The organism is Delftia deserti (assembly GCF_042653485.1).
In the GTDB taxonomy this organism is placed as follows: Bacteria; Pseudomonadota; Gammaproteobacteria; order Burkholderiales; family Burkholderiaceae_C; genus Comamonas; species Comamonas acidovorans.
Genome location: NZ_JBHSIH010000001.1, coordinates 5579592 through 5603212 on the forward strand (window position 1 = coordinate 5579592; position 23621 = coordinate 5603212).

At 69.2% G+C, this 23621-nt stretch carries 18 protein-coding genes and 1 pseudogene; 11 read left to right on the forward strand and 8 right to left on the reverse strand.

Going from position 1 to position 23621, the window contains the following annotated elements; all coding sequences use genetic code 11:
• Window positions 1-7 precede the first annotated feature (7 nt).
• From ACFPFG_RS26410 to ACFPFG_RS26420, 3 genes are read right to left on the reverse strand one after another with little or no spacing between them, the layout of a single operon-like run.
• A complete protein-coding gene (locus ACFPFG_RS26410) occupies window positions 8-724 on the reverse strand; it encodes an ABC transporter ATP-binding protein (protein ID WP_380108879.1) in 717 nt (238 codons plus the stop codon).
• Between the two features lie 16 nt (window positions 725-740).
• Window positions 741-1730, reverse strand: coding sequence for a tRNA (adenosine(37)-N6)-dimethylallyltransferase MiaA (gene miaA / locus ACFPFG_RS26415; protein ID WP_380108881.1), 990 nt, complete (start codon window positions 1728-1730; stop codon window positions 741-743).
• Window positions 1731-1759: 29 nt separating this feature from the next.
• Complete coding sequence (locus ACFPFG_RS26420; RefSeq protein ID WP_197955458.1) at window positions 1760-2956, reverse strand: multidrug effflux MFS transporter; 1197 nt, start codon at window positions 2954-2956, stop codon at window positions 1760-1762.
• Between the two features lie 203 nt (window positions 2957-3159).
• On the opposite strand from ACFPFG_RS26420, the gene ACFPFG_RS26425 reads away from it, so the two are divergent.
• Both ACFPFG_RS26425 and ACFPFG_RS26430 read left to right on the forward strand, forming a co-directional pair.
• Window positions 3160-4125: a sulfurtransferase gene (locus tag ACFPFG_RS26425; RefSeq protein ID WP_099753072.1), complete on the forward strand. Its 966-nt coding sequence runs from the start codon at window positions 3160-3162 to the stop codon at window positions 4123-4125.
• A gap of 175 nt (window positions 4126-4300) precedes the next feature.
• The gene (locus ACFPFG_RS26430; RefSeq protein WP_380108883.1) at window positions 4301-5551 is read left to right on the forward strand and encodes a YeeE/YedE family protein; all 1251 of its coding nucleotides are present in this window, start codon (window positions 4301-4303) and stop codon (window positions 5549-5551) included.
• Between the two features lie 6 nt (window positions 5552-5557).
• On the opposite strand, the gene ACFPFG_RS26435 is transcribed toward ACFPFG_RS26430, so the two are convergent.
• Complete coding sequence (locus tag ACFPFG_RS26435; RefSeq protein ID WP_380108885.1) at window positions 5558-7228, reverse strand: ankyrin repeat domain-containing protein; 1671 nt, start codon at window positions 7226-7228, stop codon at window positions 5558-5560.
• Between the two features lie 311 nt (window positions 7229-7539).
• On the opposite strand from ACFPFG_RS26435, the gene ACFPFG_RS26440 reads away from it, so the two are divergent.
• Window positions 7540-8979, forward strand: a complete 1440-nt coding sequence (locus tag ACFPFG_RS26440) for an alpha/beta hydrolase family protein (protein ID WP_043819206.1) — start codon at window positions 7540-7542, stop codon at window positions 8977-8979.
• A 27-nt stretch (window positions 8980-9006) separates the two neighbouring features.
• On the opposite strand, the gene ACFPFG_RS26445 is transcribed toward ACFPFG_RS26440, so the two are convergent.
• Window positions 9007-9909 (reverse strand): alpha/beta hydrolase, encoded by a 903-nt coding sequence (locus ACFPFG_RS26445; protein ID WP_065347720.1) that lies wholly within the window; start codon window positions 9907-9909, stop codon window positions 9007-9009.
• A 149-nt stretch (window positions 9910-10058) separates the two neighbouring features.
• Here ACFPFG_RS26445 and ACFPFG_RS26450 point away from each other — a divergent pair, with 149 nt between their 5' ends.
• Both ACFPFG_RS26450 and ACFPFG_RS26455 read left to right on the forward strand, forming a co-directional pair.
• On the forward strand, window positions 10059-10931 hold the full coding sequence (locus ACFPFG_RS26450; RefSeq protein ID WP_012206945.1) for a methylglyoxal synthase: 873 nt from the start codon (window positions 10059-10061) through the stop codon (window positions 10929-10931).
• Window positions 10932-11040: 109 nt separating this feature from the next.
• Window positions 11041-12375, forward strand: coding sequence for a serine hydrolase domain-containing protein (locus ACFPFG_RS26455; protein WP_380108887.1), 1335 nt, complete (start codon window positions 11041-11043; stop codon window positions 12373-12375).
• An 84-nt stretch (window positions 12376-12459) separates the two neighbouring features.
• Here ACFPFG_RS26455 and gdhA read toward each other — a convergent pair whose 3' ends face one another.
• Together gdhA and ACFPFG_RS26465 are read right to left on the reverse strand one after the other, a co-directional pair.
• Window positions 12460-13803 carry an NADP-specific glutamate dehydrogenase gene (gene gdhA, locus ACFPFG_RS26460; protein WP_013801081.1) on the reverse strand — a complete coding sequence of 448 codons (1344 nt, stop codon included), beginning with the start codon at window positions 13801-13803 and terminating at the stop codon, window positions 12460-12462.
• A 352-nt stretch (window positions 13804-14155) separates the two neighbouring features.
• On the reverse strand, window positions 14156-15070 hold the full coding sequence (locus tag ACFPFG_RS26465; protein WP_183019771.1) for a LysR family transcriptional regulator: 915 nt from the start codon (window positions 15068-15070) through the stop codon (window positions 14156-14158).
• A gap of 175 nt (window positions 15071-15245) precedes the next feature.
• Between ACFPFG_RS26465 and ACFPFG_RS26470 the strand changes: the two genes are divergently transcribed.
• The 4 genes from ACFPFG_RS26470 (at window position 15246) to ACFPFG_RS26485 (ending at window position 22341) form a co-directional block, all read left to right on the forward strand.
• On the forward strand, window positions 15246-16106 hold the full coding sequence (locus ACFPFG_RS26470; RefSeq protein WP_380108890.1) for an alpha/beta hydrolase: 861 nt from the start codon (window positions 15246-15248) through the stop codon (window positions 16104-16106).
• 118 nt (window positions 16107-16224) lie between these two features.
• Window positions 16225-17517: an efflux RND transporter periplasmic adaptor subunit gene (locus tag ACFPFG_RS26475; RefSeq protein ID WP_380108892.1), complete on the forward strand. Its 1293-nt coding sequence runs from the start codon at window positions 16225-16227 to the stop codon at window positions 17515-17517.
• Between the two features lie 86 nt (window positions 17518-17603).
• Window positions 17604-20855 (forward strand): efflux RND transporter permease subunit, encoded by a 3252-nt coding sequence (locus ACFPFG_RS26480; protein WP_013801083.1) that lies wholly within the window; start codon window positions 17604-17606, stop codon window positions 20853-20855.
• Window positions 20856-20883: 28 nt separating this feature from the next.
• A complete protein-coding gene (locus tag ACFPFG_RS26485; protein WP_183019768.1) occupies window positions 20884-22341 on the forward strand; it encodes an efflux transporter outer membrane subunit in 1458 nt (485 codons plus the stop codon).
• Between the two features lie 7 nt (window positions 22342-22348).
• On the opposite strand, the gene ACFPFG_RS26490 is transcribed toward ACFPFG_RS26485, so the two are convergent.
• Window positions 22349-22816, reverse strand: a complete 468-nt coding sequence (locus ACFPFG_RS26490; protein ID WP_380110340.1) for a LysR substrate-binding domain-containing protein — start codon at window positions 22814-22816, stop codon at window positions 22349-22351.
• Between the two features lie 6 nt (window positions 22817-22822).
• Between ACFPFG_RS26490 and ACFPFG_RS26495 the strand changes: the two are divergent.
• Both ACFPFG_RS26495 and ACFPFG_RS26500 read left to right on the forward strand, forming a co-directional pair.
• Window positions 22823-23389: pseudogene (locus ACFPFG_RS26495) on the forward strand (amidohydrolase); the annotation flags it as partial.
• A 23-nt stretch (window positions 23390-23412) separates the two neighbouring features.
• Window positions 23413-23616 (forward strand): type 2 periplasmic-binding domain-containing protein, encoded by a 204-nt coding sequence (locus tag ACFPFG_RS26500; protein ID WP_380108894.1) that lies wholly within the window; start codon window positions 23413-23415, stop codon window positions 23614-23616.
• Window positions 23617-23621 lie beyond the last annotated feature (5 nt).

The window sequence follows — 23621 nt, forward strand, 5'->3', positions numbered from 1 at the left end:
TCTGGCGCTAGGCGGGCTGCATGCCCTGTGCGGTCAGGCGCAGCACCCGGTCTGCACGGCGCGCGGCCTCGATGGAGTGCGTGACCAGCACCAGGGCGGCCTGGTGCTCGCGTGTCTGCTGCAGCAGCAGCTCCATGACCTGCGCGGCCGTGCCGGGGTCCAGGTTGCCGGTGGGCTCGTCGGCCAGCAGCAGGGCCGGGCCATGGACCAGGGCGCGTGCAATCGCCACGCGCTGCAGCTGGCCGCCGCTGAGCTGCCAGGGCAGGCGCTGCTCCAGCCCCTGCAGTCCCACGGCCTGCAGCAACTGCTGCACGCGCAGGCGGCCTGCGGCATCCAGCCGCTGCAGCAGCATCAGCGGCAGGGCCACGTTGTGCCAGACATCCAGGTGCGGCAGCACATGGAAGGCCTGGAACACGAAGCCCACATGGCTGCGCCGCCACAGCGCGCGGCCGGTTTCATCCAGGGCCGACAGGTCCTGGCCTTGGTGCAGCACGCGGCCCTGCTGCCATTCATCGAGCCCGGCCAGGCAGTTGAGAAAGGTGGACTTGCCTACGCCCGAGTCACCCACGATGGCCACGAACTCGCCGCGCGCCACGCTGCAGTCCACGTTCTCGAAGACGGCGGTTTCCGTGCCGCCGTCGTTGCGGTAGCGCCGCGCCAGGCCCTGGACCTGAAGCAGCGGCGGCTGAGTCAGCGGCGTGTTGTTCCGGGGCGCGGCAGTCATGAAGGCGGTTTCCTGTTCAGCCGTTGCGGGCCTGGTTTGCTGCAGCCACCACGGCCATCGCTGCCTGCAGCAGTTGCTGCTGGGCATCGGGCGCATCGCAGGCAATGGCATGGCGGGCGGGCATGCTGCGCAGCCAGGTGATCTGGCGCTTGGCCAGCTGGCGCGTGGCGGCAATGCCGCGTTCGCGCAGCGAGTCCATGGGGTACAGGCCGTCCAGCGATTCCCAGGCCTGGCGGTAGCCCACGCAGCGGATGGAGGGCAGGTCCAGGTGCAGGTCGCCGCGCGCACGCAGTTGCTGCACCTCGTCGATGAAACCGGCATCCAGCATGGCGTCGAACCGCTGGGCGATGCGCGCATGCAGCCAGGCGCGGTCCTGCGGCTCCAGCGAGAAGAAACCGCCGGGGCTGATCAGGCCCTGTGCCGCATCCTTGCCTGCCCGCGTATGAAAGCTGGACAGCGGCTTGCCCGACACATGCCAGACCTCCAGCGCGCGCTGTATGCGCTGGCTGTCGGCTGGCGCCAGGCGTGCGGCCGTGGCGGGATCGACCTGGGCCAGCAGCGCATGCATGGCGGGCCAGCCGATCTGCGCGGCCTGGGCGTCCAGCCGCTCGCGCACGGCGGGATCGGCGGCCGGCATGTCGTCAATGCCATCCTGCAGGGCCTTGAAATACAGCATGGTGCCGCCCACCAGCAGCGGCAGGGCGCCGCGCGCGCGAATCTCGGCCGCCAGGCGCTGCGTGTCCTGCACGAACTCGGCCGCGCTGTAGGCCTGCAGCGGGTCGCGGATATCGATCAGGTGATGGGGGCAGGCTGCCAGTTCTTCGGGCGTGGGCTTGGCCGTGCCGATGTCCATGCCGCGATAGACCAGGGCCGAGTCCACGCTGATGATTTCTGCCGCCTGGCCGCGTTCGGCCAGCAGCCTGGCCAGGGCCAGGGCGGCAGCGGTCTTGCCGGAAGCGGTGGGGCCGGCGATGGCCAGGCAGGGGAGCGGGGAAGCGGTGGACATTCGAGAAACGGGAACGCAGGAAAGTGGAATCAACGGTGGCCGTCGACGCGGCCATGGCGGCGCACCAGCCCCCAGGCGACCAGGGCCGTGCACACGCCCCAGAACCAGATGCCGAAGGCCATGGGCCGGGTGGACTGGCCGTCCAGGTGCAGCCCCAGCCAGTGTCCCATGGCAAAGGCGATGAGCATCATGGTGAAGCCGTTCAGCGCCGAGGCCGTGCCCGCCGACTGCGGGAAGGGCGCGATGGCATTGCTCTGGCCGCAGGGCATGTGCACGCCATGGGCGATCTGGAAGATATAGAAGGGCAGGGCATAGGCCCAGAGGCTGCGCGCATCGGCCAGCGCCGCAATGCCGATGGCCGTGGCCGACAGCAGGCTGGCCAGCCCGGCGAGCTGCACGGCGCGCCGCACATCCATGCGCTGCAGCAGCCAGCGGCACAGGAAGGTGCCCGCGATGTAGCACAGCGCGTTGCTGCCCATCAGCAGGCCGTAGCCCGTGCGGCTCACGCCCAGCACATGGATATAGGTGAAGGAAGATGCGGCCAGGTTGGTGAACAGGGCCGCATAGGTGCAGCAGGTCAGCAACTGGTAGGACTGGAATCCCGGGTGGCGTACGATGGTGATCCAGTTGCGCGCCAGGGCCAGCGGCTGCAGCGCCGTGGGATTGGTGCGGGCCAGTGTCTCGGTGAAGCGCAGGGCCACCAGCAGCAGGGCCAGCGCGCCCATCACGGCCTGGGCCAGCATGGTCGAGCGCCAGCCCAGCGAATCCACCAGCAGGCTGCCGCTGACGGGGCTCAGGAAGGCGATCACGCCCAGCCCGGTCAGCGCCTTGGACATGACCTGGGCGCCCAGGTGCGGCGCGAACAGGTCGCGCACCATGGCACGCGCACACATCACGCCGGCGCCCAGCGATGCCCCCTGCAGCGCGCGCCAGGCGATCAGCGACTCCATGGTCTCTGCACTGGCGCTGCCCAGCGCGGCCAGCACGTAGATGGACATGCCCGCCAGCAGGATGGGCCGGCGCCCGAAGCGGTCGGACAGCGGCCCCCAGGCCAGCTGCGAGCAGCCGAAGGCCAGCAGGAACGCCGTCAGCGTGAGCTGCACCTGGGACACCTGGGTGGAGAAGGCCGCCTGTATCGACGGCAGGGCCGGCAGGTACAGGTCGGTGGCCAGCGGCTGCAGCCCCAGCAGCAGGCCGAGCAGGACGACGACCAGGACGGGGGACATGGCCGGCTGCGCTTGCGCGGCGGCGGGAGACAGGGGCGCTGACATAGGCGACCGAGGGTAGCAGAGAACAAGGGGTGCCGCTGTCCATGTCTGGCGGTGCATATCCATCTGCGGATTGCGCAGTTGGGAACCGGCCGGGCCCTGCCTACATTGCATTGCAGAGGAATCAACCCGATCAACGCAACTGTGAACAAAGGACCGCAATGGCAACGCTGACCGCTTTCTCCTCCCTTCCCGCCGCGCTGCGTCAGGGGGCGTGCACCCTGCTGTGGGGCGTGGCCCTGGTCGGTGGTGCGGCCCATGCCAATGCGCCTGTGCCCGAAGGCCCGCTGGTCAGCACCGAATGGCTGGCGGCCAACCTCAACCGCGCCGATGTGCGCATCGTCGAGGTCAGCGTCAACCCCGGCCTGTACGAGCGCTCCCATGTGCCGGGCGCGGTCAATTTCTCGTGGCACAACGACCTCAACGACAAGGTGCGCCGCGACATCGTGGGCAAGGAGCAGTTCGAGAAGCTGCTGTCCCAGGCCGGCGTGAAGGACGGCACCACGGTCGTGCTGTACGGCGATACCAACAACTGGTTCGCGGCCTGGGGGGCCTGGGTCTTCGACATCTATGGCGTGCAGAACGTCAAGCTGCTGGACGGCGGCCGCAAGAAGTGGGAGGCCGAGAACCGCCCCCTCAACAACCGCGCCCCGGAATATGCGGCCACCACCTACCGCGTGGGCAAGGTCAACACCGCGCTGCGCGCGCGCCTGACCGATGCGCTGGCCTCGGCCGAAGGGCGCAGCGACGCCAGGCTCGTCGACATCCGCTCGGCCGACGAATACCAGGGCAAGGTCTTCGCCCCGGCCGGCGTGCCGGAGCTGGCCATCCGCGCCGGCCACATCCCCGGCGCCGTCAACGTGCCCTGGGGGCAGGCCGTGCGCGAGGACGGCAGCTTCAAGTCCGCCGAAGAACTCAAGAAGCTCTATGCGGGCGTGGGCATCGACGGCAGCAAGCCCGTCATCACCTACTGCCGCATCGGCGAGCGCTCCAGCCACACCTGGTTTGCGCTGTCCAAGATCCTGGGCTACCAGGTGCGCAACTACGACGGCTCGTGGACCGAATACGGCAACTCCGTGGGCGTGCCCATCAACAACCCGGCCGGCACGGTCTGGGCCGCGAAATGATCCTGCAGTCGATCAACCTGTCTTGAAGGCGGGGGCCGGGCGAGGGGTGTCGGTGCTCTTGGTTCGACGGATCAGGGGTGGTGACGAGTGGCTTTGGCAAAAGCTCGGCTCCTTTGGGGCCCGCAGTCTGCGGGCCCCTTTTTTTTATGCGTGGATGGCAACAAAGGGGGCAGGAATGACAAGCGTGACCGGTGAGCACACGCAGAACGTGAATGGCAGGCGCAGGGCACGGGACTGGACCAGATGGCTGCCCTTGGCCGCCGTGCTGGCCGCGGCCTGGCCTGTGGCGGCGCAGCTGCAGCTGCAAGGCGGCGGGCGCACCCTGGTCTTTGCGCTGGCGCTGGGCCTGCTGCTGGGGCTGGTGCTGCAGCGCTCGCGCTTTTGCTTTTACTGCCATGCGCGCGACTGGTTCGAGTTCGGCGATCCGCGCGGCGTGCTCTCCATCCTGCTGGCGCTGGCCGTGGGATCGGCGGGCATGACCGTGGTGCTGGGCAGCTGGGTGGCCGTGCCCCAGCCGGGCCAGTTGCCGCCCGACATGCACATAGGCCCCGTGAGCTGGGTGCTGGTGCTGGCGGGCCTGGCCTTTGGCGCGGGCATGTCGGTCTCGGGCTCGTGCATCAGCGCGCACTGGTACCGGCTGGGCGAGGGCTCGCCCGTGGCGCCGTTTGCCCTGGTCGGCACGGGCCTGGGCTTCGTGCTGGGGTTTCGCAGCTGGAACCCGCTGTACAGCCTGGCCATTGCCGATGCGCCCGTCATCTGGCTGCCGGCCCATCTGGGCTATGGCGGCGCGCTGGCGCTGCAACTGGCCGTGCTGGGCCTGCTGGCGGCCTGGGTCTGGCGCATTCATGGGCGCTCGGGCCGCGTACAGCCCCGGCCTGCGGCAGAACCGGCGCAGCCACCGGGCCTGCGCCAGCTGTGGCTGTCACTGTGGCAAGGCCGCTGGAATGCCGCGCTGGGCGGCCTGGCCGTGGGCCTGATCGCGGCCGCCGCCATCGTGCGCATGCGGCCGCTGGGCGTGACCACCACGCTGGGCAGCACCGTGCGTGGCTGGGCCCAGGCGGGCGGCTGGGTGCCCGAGCGCCTGCATGGCCTCGACACCCTGGGCGGATGCGCCACGGCCGTACTCAACAGCCTGCTCACCCCTCATGCCGTGCTGCTGCTGGGCCTGGTGGCCGGTGCCTGGGGCGCTGCCGTGGCCAGCCGCCAGTGGACGCCGCGCCGCCCCACCTGGCGCGATGCGGCTCGCGGCCTGGCCGGTGGCGCCTTGCTGGGCTGGGGCGCCATGACGGGGCTGGGCTGCACCATCGGCACGCTGCTGTCGGGCAGCATGGCGGGCGCGCTGTCGGGCTGGGTCTTTGGCGCGGCCGTGTTCACGGCGCTGTGGGCGGGTTTCGTGCTGCGGCGCTGGCAGGCCAGCCGGGACTGAGGGCCTTCAGCCGGCAGCCACACCCAGCAGCAGATCCGCGATCTCCTCCGGATACCGCTGCCGGCTTCCGTCGATGAGCACGCAGCCGGGCGCCTCGGGGTCGGGCCTGGCCAGGGGCATGCCGTGGTCGATGAGGGCCTGGGCGCAGCCCAGCCAGTCGCCGCCGCCGGGTTCCGTGGATTCAGGCCGGTTCAGCGATGCCCAGCACAGGGTGCCTGCGCAGTTGTCGCCATAGGCGTGGCGTTCGGTCCACCGTGCGCCGTGCTCCAGCAGGAAGCGCGCCATGGCGGCATCGCCACGGAACACGGCCTGGTTCAGTGCGGATGCATCCCAGTCGCCGCCGCGCGCGGCGATGGGCCAGCCCAGTTCCACCATGCAGCGCACTGCGTCCATGCAGCCCAGGGCCGCCAGTTCGGGCAGCATGCGCAGTTGTTCGGGCGCCAGGCCCTGGAGCAGCCCGGGGTGGGCTGCGGCAAGACGGCGGGCCTGTGCTGCGTCGCCCACGGCGCAGGCGGCCAGGAGTTGCTCCTGCGGCGTGGTGGGCTCTCTGCCCGCCGCCTGTTCCAGCAGGGCGGCCACGTCGGGCAGGCCGAAGCGCCGCGCCAGTGCAGCGGCACTCAGGCCCTGCGGCGTGCGGACCGACGGATCGGCGCCGGCATCCAGCAGCGCCTGCACATGGGCGGGCGAGCGGCGCCGGCGGATGGCCCACAGCAGCGGGCGGCCCCATTCGCCCTGGCCGTTGTCCTCGTTCGGATCGGCGCCATGCTCCAGCAGCAGGCGCAGGGCCTGCACATCGTCCAGGTCCAGCACGCGGAACAGGGCATTGCTGCCGTCCACGCGTGCGCCGGCTTGCAGCAGCAGCCGCGTGCATTCGCGGCTGGCGGGCGTGCCTTCCAGCGAGTGGTAGAGCGATTCGCCGTCGTTGGGGTCGGCACCGGCCTGCAGCAGCATCTGCGTCAGTTGCGCATCATGGTTCTGGCCTGCCGCGCCATAGAGGGCCGACAGCCGCTCGGTATCGGAGGGGACCTGCAGCGAGGCGGGCGGCCAGCGGTTGCCTATGGTCTGCAGCGGGTCGGCGCCTGCGTCCAGCAGCCAGCGCGCGCATGCGTGCAGGTGCTCGGTGAATTCGGGCAGGCGCAGCAGGCAGGAATGGGTGACGGCCATCAGCGGCGGCAGCGCCAACGGCCCGCCTGCACGGCGCAGCCAGCCGGGGTCGTTGCGCCCGGCCTCGCGCAGCACGGCCAGATTGCCGGTGGCGCAGGCCACCCAGGGATCACTGCCATCACTGCCCGCCAGTTCCGGCCGCTCGTCCAGCAGGCGCCGGGCCAGCGCGGGCTGCGCGCGGTGCGTGCCGCCCGCCACATCGCCGGCATAGACCAGGGCCAGCCAGTGCAGCCGGGATTTCTCGGGGTCCGCCGCCAGGCGCTGGCATGCCTGGACGTAGCCCGACAGCTCGCTCCATGAAGCGAAACCGTGCTCGCGCGCCACGCAGGACTGGGCGTCGTGCAGCCGCAGGTCCTTGGCGGCCAGTGCCTCATCGGCAAGGCCTTTGGCCGCTGGCAGGTGGGAGCGCAAGGACTCCATGGCCTGGGCCGAGCCTGCGCGATAGGCGGCCAGCAGTTGCTTGGCCTGTTTCTTGAGGTGGCCCATGTCGGGCCGGGCGGGAATGCGTTTCACAGGAATACCTCCGTGCACGAAGGCCAATGACCTGCAGCTTGGCGCACAAAGGCATGTGGCAAGAGAAAAACGCCGGGAGGCGCATACAGGTGGGTTCAACCCTTCCCGCAGGTCCGGGTGCGGCCTGCACCGCAGGCGCGGATGTTAGCGCAAGGCGACAGTCATCTGGGTGACAGCCGGCAGCCCCTGCTTGCGGGTTCCTACCCGCATGGCGGGCCAGTTGTCTGGCATAGGCTGCGTCGGCACTCCCCCTTGAAACGGATTTTTTGCGCGCGTTCCCCTCCAAACCTTCATCCCAAGGAGACAGTCTTATGCGAGCCCTGCGTTGGAATCGTTGGAAGTATCTCGGTCTGCTGGCGGCCACGGGCCTTGCGGCCTGCGGCGGGGGGGACGGTGATGCGCCCGAGGAGACGCGGGCACAGGACAGCCGCAGCTTTGCGCCGGCCAATCCTTCGGCCACCAGCTTCGATGCGCTGGCCGCCGCTTCGGGCGATGTGGTCGACAACGCCAGCACCAGCCGCTGGGCCGGTGTGCTGGAAGGCGCGGCCTACCGCATCGAGGTGCCGGCCAACTGGAATGGCCGCCTGGTGATGTATGCCCACGGCTATGCGGGCGAGGGCAGTGCGCTCAACGTCACCAATCCGTCCATACGCCGCTACCTGATCCAGAACGGCTATGCCTGGGCGGCGTCCAGCTACAGCAAGAACTACTACGACGTGCGCGCCGGCGTGGAGGACACGAATGCGCTGGCGCTGGCCTTCAACCGCCTGGCCGCATCCCACGGCCGGCCGCTGGCGCAGCCGCAGCGCCTGTACATCACCGGCCATTCCATGGGCGGCCATGTCACGGCGGCGGCCATCGAGGCCGAGGCCCAGGCCACCGCGAGGAACAAGGTGCGCTACCAGGGCGCCGTGCCCATGTGCGGCGTGACGGGAGATACCGAACTGTTCGACTACTTCGCCGCGGCCCAGGTCACCGCGCAGGCCATGGCCGGCGTGGCCCAGCGCCCTGTCACCGAGTGGGCCGCCATCCAGGGCCAGGTGACCTCGGCCCTGTTCACCACCTTTCCGTCGGCTCCCACCGCGACGGGGCGCGCCTATCTGTCGGTCATCCAGAACCTCACGGGTGGCCCGCGCCCGCTGTTCGATCTGGGCGTGGCCGTGGGCGGCTCGTTCGCGCCGGTCTGGGGCGTGTTCGGCAGCGATGGCTCGGTCAACGGCATCCTGAACCGCAATGTGACTGATACCAACCGCTTCACCTACCGCATCGACGGGGATGCCGCGGCCTCGGCCGCGCTCAATGCCGCCGCGCAAAAGCGCACGGCCGCTCCCGATGCCAACCGGCCGCGCCGCGACGGCCTGCGCTGGATTCCCGTGACTTCCGGCGATATCAACATCCCCGTGGTGACCCTGCATACGCTGGGCGATCTGTATGTGCCCTTCAGCATGGAGCAGATCTACCAGCGCCGCGTGGCCGACAAGGGCCGGAGCCAGTGGCTGGTGCAGCGCGCCATCCGCGGCGCATCGCACTGCGACTTCACCGTGGCCGAACAGGTGGAAGCCTTCGATGCCATGGTGCAGTGGGAGCAGGGCGGCGCCAAGCCGGGCGGTGACGATGTGCAGACGGCCGCCACGGTGGCCGCGCCCACCTATGGCTGCCGCTACACGCGCAACACGCTGGGCCCGGATGACAGCACCACCACGCGGCAGTTGCGCGCCGTGATCTCGCAGAACGCGGCAAGCTGCCCGTAGCGCGGAAGGCGGCGCAGGCTGCGCCGCTCAGCGCGGGCTTGCCGGCGCGGTGGGCGCCTGTGCGAGCAGGCGCAGCCCGAACAGCTCGTCCAGCGCCTGCCGGTATTGCTCCATGGCGCGCGACTGGGTGTTGTGGTGGTTGCCGCCTTCGATGAGCACGAAGCGCTTGGGCTCGCTGGCCGCCTCGAACAGCTGGCGGCCCAGCGTGGCGGGGATCAGCGGATCGGCGCTGCCGTGCACGACCAGCAGCGGCGAGCCTATGCCGGCCACCTTGTCGATGGAGGCAAAGCGCTGGGTGATCAGCGGCCCCACGGGCAGCCAGCCCCAGCGGAAGCTGCGGACCACGTCGGGAATGCTGGTGAAGGTGGCCTCGACCATGACGCCGGCCTCATCCTGGACGCTGCGTGCCAGGTCGATGGCGATGGCGCCCCCCAGCGAATGGCCGAAGATGAAGCGCGGCCGGTCAGGCGCGTGCCGGCCCAGCCAGTCCCAGCCTGCGCGGGCATCCTCTGCGGCCGATTCCTCGGACGGCAGGCCGGCGCTGCTCTTGCCAAAGCCCCGGTAGTCGATGGCCAGCACCGAAAAGCCCAGTTCGTGCAGCCGCCGGATGCGCGGCGAGGAGCCGGCAACGTTCCAGCGCGCGCCATGCAGGTACAGCAGCACGGGGGCGTTGCCGGCCGTGGCCGGCTGGGGCAGCCACAGCGCATGCAGGCGGGCGCCGTCCTGCGCCGGCATGTCGATCCAGACATCTTCCATGCCGGCCGTGTTGGCGCCGGGCCAGCTGCGGTCGCTGGGCTGGAAGATCCATTCGCGCTGCTTGGTGTCCAGCACGGAGCAGCCGCTGGCCGCCAGCAGCGCGGCCACGCCCAGCGCCGCCGTGATCCGGTGCAGGCGCCTTCGGGGCCACAGAAAGGGAAGCATTGAGGGCATGACGCAACAATGGATGCACGGGCCGGCCAAAAGTTCAGCGCCGCTGCCCTGCGGGCCGGCGCTGTCATGGATTGGCGCTATTCTTGCCGCTGGTTCGCGGGCCGACAAGGCGATGCGGGCCTCTCCCCACTGTTGATGAGTGAACCTGTATGCCGATACGCCTGGGCCTGGCCGCCAACCGAATCCACCACCAAACCGAGGATGCCGCACTGTTCGGCTGGCTGCGCGCCTGCGAGTCCGGCATCCGCGAGCTGCAGCTGGGCCTGCATGCCGTGGGCCGTACCTTCGACGCCATCCAGGCCGCCGGCATGCTGGCGTCCTACCGGGGCCTGCGCCGCTATCCCTATGGCCGCGAAGGCGGGCTGATGAAGCTGGTGGCCGAGGTGGTGGGCGTGGAAGGCGACGAGCGCACGATTGACGGCGCCATTTATCTGACCGACCCGGTCGATCCGTCCTCCATCTTCCCCGAGGCCGTGGCGCTCAAGCGCCAATGCGTGATCCACGGCAAGCCCTTCCTGTCCACCGTGGCCTCGGCGCGGGACTGGATCGAGATGGAGCGCATCCATGCCGGCCTTCCCAGGGATGCCGGCGCGCAGCGCTTCCACGACTACGCGCAGCAGACGCTGGCGCTGATCGCCCACGATGCGCTCAAGCCCACCATGCTGGATTTCGCGGCACGCAACTTCGAGCTGCTGTCGCGCTTCGGCCGGCGTGTGGGCACGGGCACCACGGGCCAGCGGCTCAACGAAATGGCCTGGAGCCGTGGCTGGCCCGAGGACCGACCCTGGGTGGACCGCTACAACAGCGGCCCGCTGGGCGGCGATGCGCAGATCGCCGACCTGGTGCTGGACCGCCGCTGCCAGCGCGTGATCTTCTTCGAGGACCCGCATGTGGCGCGCCAGCACGAGGCCGACATCCAGCTGCTGGAGCGTGCCGTGACCACGGTGACGCACGACACGGTCTGCACCACTTCTCCGGCCGTGGCGCAGCGCTGGTGCGATGCGGCCTTGATGCGCCGCTGAAACCTTCGTCGCGCAGACGACAGCCTTGCGGCCTGCGGGCGGGCGAACACCCGTGACCGGCCGAGGGCTTTCTGCAAGACTGGCCGTTTCCAAAACCAAGGAGACAACGATGGTCAGTCCGCTCTTTCGGCGTTCCCGGCATGCCATGGCCATGCTGGCCCTGCTGGCGCTACTGCCCGGCTGGGTGGCGGCCCAGGCACAGGCCCCCGCAGCGCCCGCGCTGCCGCCGCCCGACAGCGTGCGCCTGGAGCAACTGGGGCTGATGCAGGGCTTTCCTCCGGCCGCAGACAAGCGTGTGGATGTGTCCAACGGCTACCGCTATCCGCAACTGCGCTGGGTGGTGCAGCACCTGCGCGAAATCCAGCCTACGCAGAACATCCGGCGCGGCGCGGCGGCGCCCTCGGCCCTGCCCGAGGCGCCCATGGCCCTGGGCGGCCTGCGCTTTGACGACGACAAGGGCCAGCCCGTCACCGTGGACCAGTGGCTGGACCGCACCTACACCGACGCCATCGTGGTGCTGCACAAGGGGCGGGTGGTCTTCGAGCGCTACCAGAACCAGATGCAGGCCAGCTCGCCGCACCTGCTGTTCTCGGTCACCAAATCGTTCACCGGCCTGATGGCCGCGCAACTGGCCCACGAGGGGCGCATCGACCCCCAGGCGCTGGTGACGAAGTACGTGCCCGAGCTGGAAGGCTCGGCCTGGGGCGACATGACGGTGCGCCAGGTCATGGACATGACCGGGGCCGTGCGCTTTCGCGAGGACTACACCGACCCCAGGACCGAGATCTTCGGCTACTCCTGGGCCTCGGGCATGCTGCCGCGTCCTCCCGGCTACGCGGGGCCGACCAATGTCTACGACTTTCTCAAGACCCTGCCCAAGGAGGGCACCCACGGCGAGGGCTTTGTCTACCGCACCGTGCATTCCGAGGTGCTGGGCTGGATCGTCTCGCGCGTCACCCAGCGGCGCTGGAGCGATCTCATGAGCGAGAACTTCTGGCAGAAGCTGGGCATGCAGGAAGACGCCTATGTGATGGTGGACAGCACCGGCACGCCCCTGCAGGGCGCGGGCCTGAACGCCACGGCGCGCGACCTGGCGCGCGTGGGCGAGATGCTGCGCCTGGGCGGCAGCTTCAACGGCCACAAGATCTTCGACAAGGCGGTGCTGGACGACATTGCGCGCGGCGGCGACCGCGAGCAGTTCAAGTTCCGCGGCATCCAGGCCGCGCGGCCCGGCTACAGCTACCGCAACCAATGGTGGGTGCTGCACAACGCCGATGGCGCCTACGAGGCGGCCGGCATACACGGCCAGTTCATCCACGTGAACCCGGCCGCGCAGATGGTGGTGGTCAAGCTGTCATCGCACCCGGTGGCGGGCGCGGCCTTCACCCAGGCGCTGACGCTCAAGGCCTGGGCGGCGCTGGCCGATGCGGTGCGCGATAGGTAAGGCGTGCGAATCCATCTCTTTCCATGAAAAAAGCCCATGCAGCAGGCTGCATGGGCTTTCGTCAGGGATTGGGAGCTTTGATGCTCAGATCACGCCCTGTGCCAGCATGGCGTCGGCCACCTTGACGAAGCCGGCGATGTTGGCGCCGTCGATGTAGCTGACCGTGCCGTCCTCGCGCTTGCCGTACTTCAGGCAGGCGGCGTGGATGCCTTGCATGATCTGCAGCAGGCGGGCATCGACTTCCTCGGCGGGCCAGGACAGGCGGGCCGCGTTCTGGCTCATCTCCAGCCCCGAGGTGGCCACGCCACCGGCGTTGCTGGCCTTGCCCGGCGCGTACAGCACGCCGGCCTTCTCGAAGGCCTTGGCGGCTTCGATGGTCGAGGGCATGTTGGCGCCTTCGGCCACGCAGACCACGCCGTTGGCGATCAGCACCTTGGCGTCTTCCTCGGTCAGTTCGTTCTGCGTGGCGCAGGGCAGGGCCACGTCCACCTTCAGGTGCCACGGCGTCTTGCCGCGCAGGAACTCGGCGCCCACCAGCTTGGCGTACTCGTCCACGCGGCCGTAGCGGTGGTTCTTCACGTCCATCAGGATGGCCAGCTTCTCGGTGGTGAAGCCGTCCTGGTCATACACGGTGCCCGAGGAGTCGGAGACCGACACCACCTTGGCGCCCAGCTGCAAGGCCTTCTCCACGGCGTACTGGGCTACATTGCCCGAACCCGAGACGGAGACGGTCTTGCCTGCGAAGGACTGGCCGCGCGTGGCCAGCATTTCCTGGGCGAAGTAGACGGTGCCGTAGCCGGTGGCTTCGGGGCGGATCAGCGAGCCGCCGAAGGACAGGCCCTTGCCCGTGAACACGCTGGCGGCGCTGTTGGACAGCTTCTTGTACATGCCGGCCATGAAGCCCACTTCGCGGCCGCCCACGCCGATGTCGCCTGCCGGCACGTCGGTATCCGGGCCCACGTGGCGGAACAGCTCGGTGACGAAGGCCTGGCAAAAGCGCATGACTTCAGCGGGGCTCTTGCCCTTGGGATCGAAGTCCGAGCCGCCCTTGCCGCCGCCCATGGGCAGGGTGGTCAGCGCGTTCTTGAAGGTCTGCTCGAAGGCCAGGAACTTGAGCACGGACAGCGTGACCGAGGGGTGGAAACGCAGGCCGCCCTTGTAGGGGCCGATGGCCATGCTGTGCTGGATGCGGAAACCGCGGTTGACCTGCACATGGCCCTTGTCGTCGGTCCAGCTCACGCGGAACATGACCACGCGCTCGGGCTCGACCAGGCGCTCCAGCAGGCCGAGTTCGGCGTACTTGGGGTTCTTCTCGATGAAGGGCCAGAGGCTTTCCATCACTTCGGTGACGGCTTGCAGGAATTCGGGCTGGCCGGGGTTGCGTTGCGCCACTTCTTCAAGGAATTGGCCGACGGACTCGTACTTCATGGAAAAACCTCTGACTAAAAAACGGCTGCGGGAAGGGGTGAGTGCAAACCAAAATTATGCCAAAAAGTTATGCCGTCATGCATCGTTTTGGTGAGAGGTGCCCGTGCTTGGTGCTTGAATGCCGTTTTTCGGTGCATCTTCAGAGGGGTGTTGACGGCATTTGGTGCACGGCCAGGGCCTGCATGCCGGAGTGAGCGGGGCAGGCGGTAGCCTGGATCAGCCTTATCCGGTGGCGTGCATGGCCATGGCGAATGGGAATGGCTGGCGCGATGCCAGCTGACATGAAGAGTGGCCAGGAAGGCCTTGCAGCCGGGCGGGGCTTGGCCCGCCGGAGCTTCAGCCGGCAGCTCCTTCAGCTGCGCTGCAGCTGGGGATGGCGCGCGAACAGGTCGGCCGCCCAGTCCACGAAGGCCCGCACCTTGGCGCTGAGGTGACGGTTGGGCGGATAGACCACGTGAATGGGCAGCGGCGGCTGGGTCCACCCCGGCAGCACCTCGACCAGCTCGCCGCTGTCGATCAGCGGCTGGGCAAAGGCGGTGACCAGTTGCGCGACGCCAAAGCCCGCCAGCACGGCGGCCGTGTAGGCATTGCTGTCGTTGGCCGCGATGCGGTAGTTGCCCGCCACCTCGATGGACTCATCGCCCTGGTGGAATTCCAGTGGGTACATGCGCCGCGTATGGCCCGAGAAGAAGGCGACGATCTGGTGCTTCGTCTCGAGTTCGCCGGGATGCTGGGGCACGCCATGGCGCGCCAGGTAGGCGGGCGAGGCCACGGTGACCCAGTTCATCGAGCCGATGCGCCGCGCCACCAGGGACTGGTCACTGAGCTCGCCCCCGCGGATCACGCAGTCCACGTTGTCGCTGATCAGGTCCACCAGGCGGTCGCCCACGCCCAGGTCGATCTGTATGTCGGGGTAGCGTTCGCAGAATTCGGTCAGCGCCGGAATGATGATCAGCCGGGCCATGGAGCTGCCCACGTCCAGCCGCAGCCGCCCGCTGGGCGCGGTCTGGGTGTTGACCATGCTGGCTTCGAGATCGTCGAAGTCGTTGAGCAGGCGCGCCGCGCGTTCGTAGTAGGCCGCGCCATCGGGCGTGACGGTGACGCGCCGCGTCGTGCGGTTGAGCAGCTTGACGCGCACGCGCGCCTCCAGCGCCTGTATCTGTTTGGTGACCGTGCCCTTGGGCAGGTCCAGCGAATCGGCGGCGCGGGTGAAGTTGCCGGCTTCCACCACGCGAACGAAGACACGCATGGCCTGGATCTGGTCCATGGAAAGTTGCTCCTGCAGCGCCCGGCAAGGGAATGCCGGCTCGGCGGAATTCTCACATGCGCGGTATCGGGCGATTGTTCGTGAAACGGAAACAGAGCGATGGCTGCGTTGCTATTTCAGACATGGCCGGCGCCGCCTATATTCCAACCATCGACCATTGCCGCAGGTTCGCGCCATGTCCACTTCCCCGTCGCTTCCGAATGGCCCCGCCGCCGGGGCGCAGATTGCCGAAACAGAATTCAGCATCGAGCTGCCCGAGCACGGCGCCGTGGCTGCGCGCGCCTATGGCCAGCGCAGGCCCGGCACGGTCTCGCCGCTGGTGCTGCATTTCCATGGCGGCACCTTTGTCTGCGGCACGCTGGACAACGGGCGCTACATCGGCAGGCTGCTGGCCGAGGCGGGCGCCGTCGTGGTGTCGCTGGCCTACCCGCTGGCGCCCGAGCATCCGTTTCCCCAGCCCATCGAGGTGGGCTACGCCGTGCTGCAGTGGCTGTACAAGCACCGCGTGAAGATGGCGGGCAAGGGCGCGCCGCTGTTCCTCGCCGGCGAGGAGGCGGGCGGCAACCTGGCCGCCGCCGTGGCCGTGATCTCGCGCGACCGGGGCCATCCGCCGCTGGCGGGCCAGATCCTGGTGTCGCCCATGCTCGATCCCTGCACGGGCACCGCCTCGCAGCGCGAGGCCACGCCCGAGGCCGGCGAATGCCGCTGGGCCACGGGCTGGCGCGAGTACCTGAGCTGCCCCAAGGACGCCATGCATCCCTATGCCGTGCCCGGCAGCTCGCTGCGCCTGGCCCAGCTGCCGCCGGCCCTGGTGCTGGTGGGCGGCGACGATCCGCTGCGCGACGAGGCCCAGGCCTATGCGGCCCGCCTGCGCGCGGCCGGGGTGACGGCCAGCAGCCATGTGCTGCCCAGCGCGTCGAACTGGCCGCAGGCCCTGTCCGAGGCCCAGGCCTGTACGGCCTGCAGCGCCGCCGTGTCCCAGCATGTGCATGACTTCTTCGAGGCCACCATGACTAAGCCCGCAGCACCGGGCTAGGCCCCGCGCCGCTGCAGCCGGCGAACCTTGCTGCCCCGTTTTCCATTCCGATTCCGCCTTCCCGGCGCGTTCAGGCGCCGGGCGGGCATCGTGTTCCCTGAATTACGCAAAAAACACCATGTCCACCCAATCCACCCAATCCACCTCATCCTCCTCACCCTCTTCTTCCGCCTCGGCCCAGCGCAAGGGCTGGAAGCTGCCTGCCGCCGCTGCGGCCATCCTTGCCGTCAGCGCCGGCCTGTTCGGCCTGCATGGCTTCGATGCCAAGGCCGATGACGCGCCCGCCAGCGCCCAGCCCGCCGCCACGCCCGTGTCGGTGGCCACGGTCGCTGAAAGCGAGGTCACCGCCTGGGACGAGTTCTCGGGCCGCCTCGAAGCCGTGGAGCGCGTGGACATACGCTCGCGCGTGGCTGGCGCCGTGCAGGCCGTGCACTTTCGCGAAGGCGCGCTGGTCAAACAGGGCGACCTGCTGATCACCATCGACCCCGCACCGTATGCGGCCGAGGTCGAGCGTGCCGAAGCCCAGGTGGCCTCGGCCCAGGCGCGCCAGTCCTATGCGCGCAGCGAGCAGGAGCGCGCACGCCGCCTGTGGGACGAGCGGGCGATTGCCCAGCGCGAGCTGGACGAGCGCATCAATGCGGGCAGCGAGGCCGAGGCCAATCTGCGCGCGGCCCAGGCGTCCCTGCAATCGGCGCGGCTGAACCTGGGCTACACCCAGGTGCGTGCCCCCGTGTCGGGCCGCATCGGCAAGCGCGAGATCACCGTGGGCAACCTGGTGGCCGCAGGCCCGGGCGCGCCGGTGCTGACCACGCTGGTCTCGGTCAGCCCCATCTATGCCAGCTTCGATGCCGATGAGCAGGTCATCACGCGCGCGCTCAAGGAGCTGGGCGGCGGCGCGGGCAACCGCGCCAGGATCGACAGCATTCCCGTGCAGATGGGCACGGCCACGGCCGGCAGCACGCCCTTCGAGGGCCGGCTGCAGCTGATCGACAACCAGGTCGATGCCCGAAGCGGCACGGTGCGCGTGCGCGCCGCCTTCGACAACAAGGACGGCGCCCTCATGCCCGGCCAGTTCGCCCGCATCCGCATGGGCCAGGCGCGCGACAGCAGCATGCTGCTGGTCAGCGAGCGCGCCATCGGCACGGACCAGAGCAAGAAGTACGTGATGGTGGTGGGCGGCGACAACAAGGCCGTGTACCGCGAGGTGGCCCTGGGCGCCTCGGTCAACGGCCTGCGCAACGTGACCCAGGGCCTGCAGCCCGGCGAGCGCGTGGTCGTCAACGGACTGCAGCACATCCGCCCCGGCGCCCTGGTCGCGCCCAAGGAGGTGTCCATGGATGCGCGAGCCGATGCCCGCCAGCCGGGCACCCGGCAGGCGGCCGAACAAGTGGCTGACGCAACCAAGTCCTGATCTAGCCGCACACCTTTCCTGCCTCTGAAATGCCGCCTGACCGCAGGCGGCATGGGCCGCGCTTTGCCGTGGCGGAGCCAAACACCATGAACCTATCCAAATTCTTCATTGACCGGCCGATCTTCGCAGGCGTGCTTTCGCTGCTGATGCTGATCGCCGGCCTGATCGCCATGGGCGGGCTGCCGATCTCGGAATACCCCGAGGTCGCGCCGCCGTCCGTGGTGGTGCGCGCCCAGTACCCGGGCGCCAATCCCAAGGTGATCGCCGAGACCGTGGCCACGCCGCTGGAAGAGCAGATCAACGGCGTCGAAGGCATGCTCTACATGGGCAGCCAGGCCACCAGCGACGGCGTGATGACGCTGACCGTCACCTTCCGCCTGGGCACCGACCCCGACAAGGCGCAGCAGATGGTGCAAAACCGCGTCTCGCAGGCCGAGCCGCGCCTGCCCGAGGAAGTGCGCCGCCTGGGCATCACCACGGTCAAGAGCGCACCCGACCTGACCATGGTGGTCCACCTGGTCTCGCCCAACCAGCGCTATGACATCAACTACCTGCGCAACTACGCGGTGCTGAACGTCAAGGACCCGCTGGCGCGCATCGAGGGCGTGGGCCAGATCCAGATCTTCGGCGGCGGCGACTACGCCATGCGCGTGTGGCTGGACCCGCAGAAGGTGGCGCAGCGCGGCCTGTCGGCCAGCGATGTGGTGGCCGCCATCCGCGGCCAGAACGTGCAGGCCGCAGCCGGCGTGGTCGGCGCCTCGCCGGGGCTGCCGGGCGTGGACATGCAGTTGTCCATCAACGCCCAGGGCCGCCTGCAGAGCGAGGAGGACTTCGGCGACATCATCGTCAAGAGCGGAAGCGATGGCGCCGTGACCCGCCTGCGCGACATCGGCCGCCTGGAGATGGGCGCGGCCGACTATTCGCTGCGCTCGCTGCTGAACAACGACCCGGCCGTGGGCATGGGCGTGTTCCAGGCGCCGGGCTCCAATGCGCTGGAAATCTCGGCCAATGTGCGCAAGACCATGGAGGCCCTGAACAAGAACATGCCCGAGGGCTTGGAGTACCGCATCGCCTACGACCCCACGCAGTTCGTGCGCGCCTCCATCGAATCGGTGGTGCACACGCTGCTGGAGGCCATCGTGCTCGTGGTGCTGGTGGTGATCCTGTTCCTGCAGACCTGGCGCGCCTCCATCATCCCGCTGCTGGCCGTGCCGGTGTCGGTGATCGGCACCTTTGCCGTGCTGCATCTGCTGGGCTTTTCCATCAACGCGCTGAGCCTGTTCGGCCTGGTGCTGGCCATCGGCATCGTGGTGGATGACGCCATCGTCGTGGTCGAGAACGTGGAGCGCAACATCGAGGCCGGTCTCACGCCGCGCAACGCCACCTACCGCGCCATGCGCGAAGTGTCCGGGCCCATCATCGCCATCGCCCTGGTGCTGGTGGCGGTGTTCGTGCCGCTGGCCTTCATCAGCGGCCTCACGGGCCAGTTCTACAAGCAGTTCGCGGTGACCATCGCCATCTCCACGGTGATCTCGGCCATCAACTCGCTGACCCTGTCGCCCGCGCTGGCAGCCCTGCTGCTGCGCGGCCACGATGCACCCAAGGACGCGCTGACGCGCGGCATGGACCGTGCCTTCGGCTGGCTGTTCCGCGGCTTCAACCGCATGTTCCACCGGGGCTCCGAGGCCTACAGCGGCGGCGTGGGCCGCGTGATCTCGCGCAAGGCGCTGATGCTGGCCATCTACCTGGCGCTGATCGCCGTGACCTTCGGCCTGTTCAAGGCCGTGCCTTCGGGCTTCGTGCCCGCGCAGGACAAGCAGTACCTGATCGGCTTTGCCCAGTTGCCCGACGGCGCCACGCTGGACCGCACGGACGAGGTGATCCGCCGCATGGGCGAGATCATGAAGGACAACCCCAACGTGGAGGACACCATCGCCTTCCCGGGCCTGTCCATCAACGGCTTCACCAACAGCTCCAACTCGGGCATCGTCTTCGCCACGCTCAAGCCCTTCGACGAGCGCAAGCGCGCCGACCAGAGCGGCGGCGCCGTGGCCGGCCAGCTCAACCAGGCCTTCGCAGGCATCCAGGACGCCTTCATCGTCATGTTCCCGCCGCCACCAGTGGCGGGGCTGGGCACGACGGGCGGCTTCAAGCTGCAGCTGGAAGACCGCGCCTCCCTGGGCTATGACCAGATGGATGCGGCCGTGAAGGCCTTCATGGCCAAGGCCTACCAGACGCCCGAGCTGACCGGCATGTTCACCAGCTGGCAGGTCAACGTGCCCCAGCTGTATGCCGACATCGACCGCACCAAGGCGCGCCAGCTCGGCGTGCCGGTGACGGACATCTTCGACACCATGCAGATCTACCTGGGCAGCCTGTATGCGAACGACTTCAACAAGTTCGGCCGCACCTACAGCGTGCGCGTGCAGGCCGACGCGCCCTACCGCGCGCGTGCCGAGGACGTGGGCATGCTCAAAGTGCGCTCCAGCTCGGGCGAGATGATTCCGCTGTCGGCGCTGATGAAGGTGGACTCCAGCTTCGGCCCCGAGCGCGCCATGCGCTACAACGGCTACCTCACGGCCGACATCAACGGCGGTGCCGCACCGGGCTTCTCTTCGGGCCAGGCGCAGGACGCCATCAAACGCATCGCGGCCGAGACCCTGCCCAAGGGCATCGACTTCGAATGGACCGACCTGACCTACCAGGAAATCCTGGCCGGCAATTCGGCGGTGATCGTGTTCCCGCTGGCCCTGCTGCTGGTCTTCCTGGTGCTGGCCGCGCAGTACGAAAGCCTGACCCTGCCGATTGCCATCATCCTGATCGTTCCCATGGGCCTGCTGGCGGCCATGACCGGCGTCTGGCTGTCGGGCGGGGACAGCAATGTCTTCACGCAGATCGGGCTCATCGTGCTGGTGGGGTTGAGTGCGAAGAACGCCATCCTGATCGTGGAGTTCGCACGGGAGCTGGAGTTCGAGGGCCGCACGCCCATACAGGCCGCCATCGAGGCCAGCCGGCTGCGCCTGCGCCCCATCCTGATGACCTCGCTGGCCTTCGTCATGGGCGTGCTGCCCCTGGTGCTGTCCACGGGCGCGGGCTCGGAAATGCGCCGTGCCATGGGCGTGGCCGTGTTCTCGGGAATGATCGGGGTGACGGCCTTCGGCCTGTTCCTGACGCCCGTGTTCTACGTGCTGATGCGCCGCCTGGCAGGCAACAGGCCGCTCAAGCAGCATGGGCCCGAGATGGAGGAAGAGGCCCCTGCACATGCACCCGCCCACGGCCATGCCTCGGGTGGCGGCGCGCTGCCCATGCCCTCTGCTGCGCGTGGCGAGCATGAATGAGCCCACACCACAAGAACAGGAACCGATCATGAAGATCCCATCGCTTTCGAAACTGTCCAGGCGTCTGCTGCCCCTGGTGGCGGCGCTGGCCCTGGCCGGCTGCGCCAGCGTGTCCCAGAGCCTGCCAGAGCTGCCGGCCGCCCCTGCCTTCAAAGAGCAGGGCGCCGCGCCGCAGGCGGGCTGGACCCAGGCCCTGCCCGCCGAAGCCCAGGCACGCGGCCAATGGTGGCTGGCCTTTGCCGATCCGGCGCTGAACGCGCTGGTGGACAAGGCCACGCTGGACAACCAGGGCATCCAGGCCGCGGCCGCACGCCTGGCCGAGGCCCGCGCCCTGGCGCGCAGCGCCAATGCCGAGCGCATGCCCCAACTGGGCCTGGGCGCAGGGGCCACGCGCGGCGCGGGGCTGGACAAGGCCTCGGGCACGCGGCCTGCCACCCTGGTCAATGCGGGGCTGAACCTGTCGTATGAGGTCGATCTGTTCGGCCGCATTTCCCAGGCGGCCGACGCATCGCGGCTGGATGCCGAGGGCCGGGAGGCCCTGCTGCAAAGCACCCGGCTGGCCGTGCAGGCCGAGGTCGCACAGACCTATCTGCAGCTGCGCGCACTGGACGCCGAGCGCGCCCTGATGCGCGAGACCGTGGAGGCCTACCGCGACACGCTGCGCCTGTCGGAGCGAAGGCTGCAGGCCGGCGACATTGCCGAGCTGGACGTGGCCCGCATCCAGGCCGAGCTGTCGGCCACCGAATCGGACGCGCTGGCACTGGACCGCCAGCGCGCCCAGGTCGAGCATGCGCTGGCCGTGCTGGTGGGCGACTCGGCCTCGCGCTTCGGCCTGGGCGAAGGCGCCTGGACCACGGCGCTGCCTTCTATTCCAGCCGGCGTGCCGGCCACGGTGCTCATGCGCAGGCCCGACATCTCGGCCGCGCAGCGCGCCGTGTTCGCGGCCCAGTCGCGCGTGGGCGTGGCCAAGACGGCATGGTTTCCCAGCATCTCGCTGACCGGCGCGGCCGGCCATGCCTCGCCCGAGGTCGGTGACCTGTTCAAGTGGTCCATGCGCTCCTGGGGCGTGGGCGCCCTGCTGTCGCTGCCGCTGTTCGACGGCGGCCGGCGCGAGGCCGGTGTGCAGGCCGCAGGCGCACAGCTCGATGCCGCGCTGGCCGCCTACCGCCAGCAGGCGCTGGTGGCCTTCCAGGAGGTGGAGGACCAGCTGTCGTCCATCCGCATCCTGCAGGAGCAGTCCACCGTGCAGGGCCAGGCCGTGGTGGCCGCCAAGCGTGCCACCAGCCTGTCGGACACGCGCTACCGCAATGGCTACGTCAGCCAGCTGGACCTGCTGGATGCGCGCCGCAGCGAACTGCGCAACCGCCGCCAGGCGCTGCAGGTGAAATCCGCCCAGTACCAGGCAGCCGTGGGCCTGATCCGCGCGCTGGGCGGGGGCTGGGATGTACCGGCTGACGTGCCGGTGGCCCAGGCCACGTTGCGCTGAGGCACTCTCAGGCCAGCACGTCGATGGAGCGGAACACGCGCTGCAGCACCGGGTCCGGGCTGTGGCGGCAGGCGTGGACCTGCTCCATGAGGTGGTGCACGAAGCGCTCGGCCACCCAGGGCAGGGGGCCGTGGCCGCGCTGGACCACGCCCACCGTGTGGGGCTCGAACTGTTCGCGCAGGGACAGCGGCACCAGGGTGCCCTGGGGCACGCCCGATTCGATCAGCGGCCAGGGGCACAACGAGAGCATGTCGCTGTGCGCGATCAGGTGCAGCAGCAGCGATGCCGAATGCACCAGGTGGATGTGGCCCACAGGCATGGGCAGGCCGTGGCGCAGGAACAGGCGCCGCACCAGGTCGTCCTCTTCGGGCGGGGTGTAGTTGAGCAGCCAGTCGCAGTCCATCAGCTCGGCCAGCGAGCGGGCGCCTGCCAGCGGATGTCCGGCGCGGAAGGCGCGCAGCACATGGGGCAGCAGGCTCGGCACGAGCAGACCGGCCTGCCCTATGCCAGCCGCCACGCGGGCCGCATGCATGCCTGCGGGCATGACGGCCATACCGCCATCCTGCTGGCCGCCGCGCGCGAGCTGGCCCAGGCGCGCGGCTTCGACGGCACGCTGCACCTGATCTTCCAGCCGGCCGAGGAGGGCCTGGGTGGCGGCCGCAAGATGGTGGAGGACGGCCTGTTCGATCTTTTCCCCTGCGATGCCATCTTTGCGCTGCACAACATGCCGGGCTTTGCGGCCGGGCAGTTCGGCTTCCGGGAGGGCTCGTTCATGGCCTCGTCGGAAACGGTGATCATCACCGTGCGCGGCAAGGGCGGGCATGGCTCGGCGCCGCACCTGTCGGCCGATCCGGTGGTGGCGGCTGCCCACCTGGTGCTGGCGCTGCAGACCGTGGTCTCGCGCAATGTCGATCCGCGCGACATGGCCGTGGTCAGCGTGGGTGCCATCCATGGCGGCGATGCACCGAATGTCATCCCCGGCGAGGTGGAGCTGCGCCCGTCCGTGCGCGCCTACCGGCCCGAGGTGCGTGCCCTGCTGCGCGAACGCAACTGGTCGGCTGGTTCGCGCTGATGGCGCTGCGTGGACTGGCTGCGCCCACCGCAGGACGTATTTCCGCCGCATTGCAGCAGGCGCTGGCCGAGTCCGCCGTGCGCAAGCGCCTGGCAGATGCGGGCATGGTGCCGGCCACGGGCCGCGAGGGCTTGGCACGCCTGACCACCGAGGAAGACCGCAAGTACGAGCCACTGGTGGCGTTCAGCCGGATGCGCGACTGACGCGG